At 38.0% G+C, this 276-nt stretch carries 1 protein-coding gene; it reads left to right on the top strand.

What is annotated here, in order from left to right; genetic code table 11:
* Positions 1-276: DUF6708 domain-containing protein (locus OGV77_RS00010; protein ID WP_353655751.1), on the top strand; the 276-nt coding region annotated here is incomplete at both ends.

The raw sequence follows: 276 nt of genomic DNA, 5'->3' as shown, positions 1-276 counted from the left end.
AATGAAAAGAATGATATCTGGCTGGAAATTCCCCGTTATGAGAATCAGATCTCATGGGGCGGCGGCGATATTTTTGCCTTCCTTTTAGTGCCATTTATACTTTTTTACTTAATAGCTCCTTTTGTAATTAAATGGGATGTGAGTATTTTTTTAGGCTCTTTATTAACTTGTGCTTTTTTTATATCTTTCTTTAAATTATTGATCAGAATGACCTATCACACGCCCCGCGGTACGCCCGTGCGCCTAAACCGTAAGCGGCAGAAAGTCTATATTTAC

It is taken from the genome of Citrobacter sp. Ce129, assembly GCF_030334545.1.
Taxonomy (GTDB): domain Bacteria; phylum Pseudomonadota; class Gammaproteobacteria; order Enterobacterales; family Enterobacteriaceae; genus Citrobacter; species Citrobacter europaeus.
Note: the sequence above shows the minus strand (reverse complement) of the source record. Positions and strands in the feature narration are given on the sequence as shown.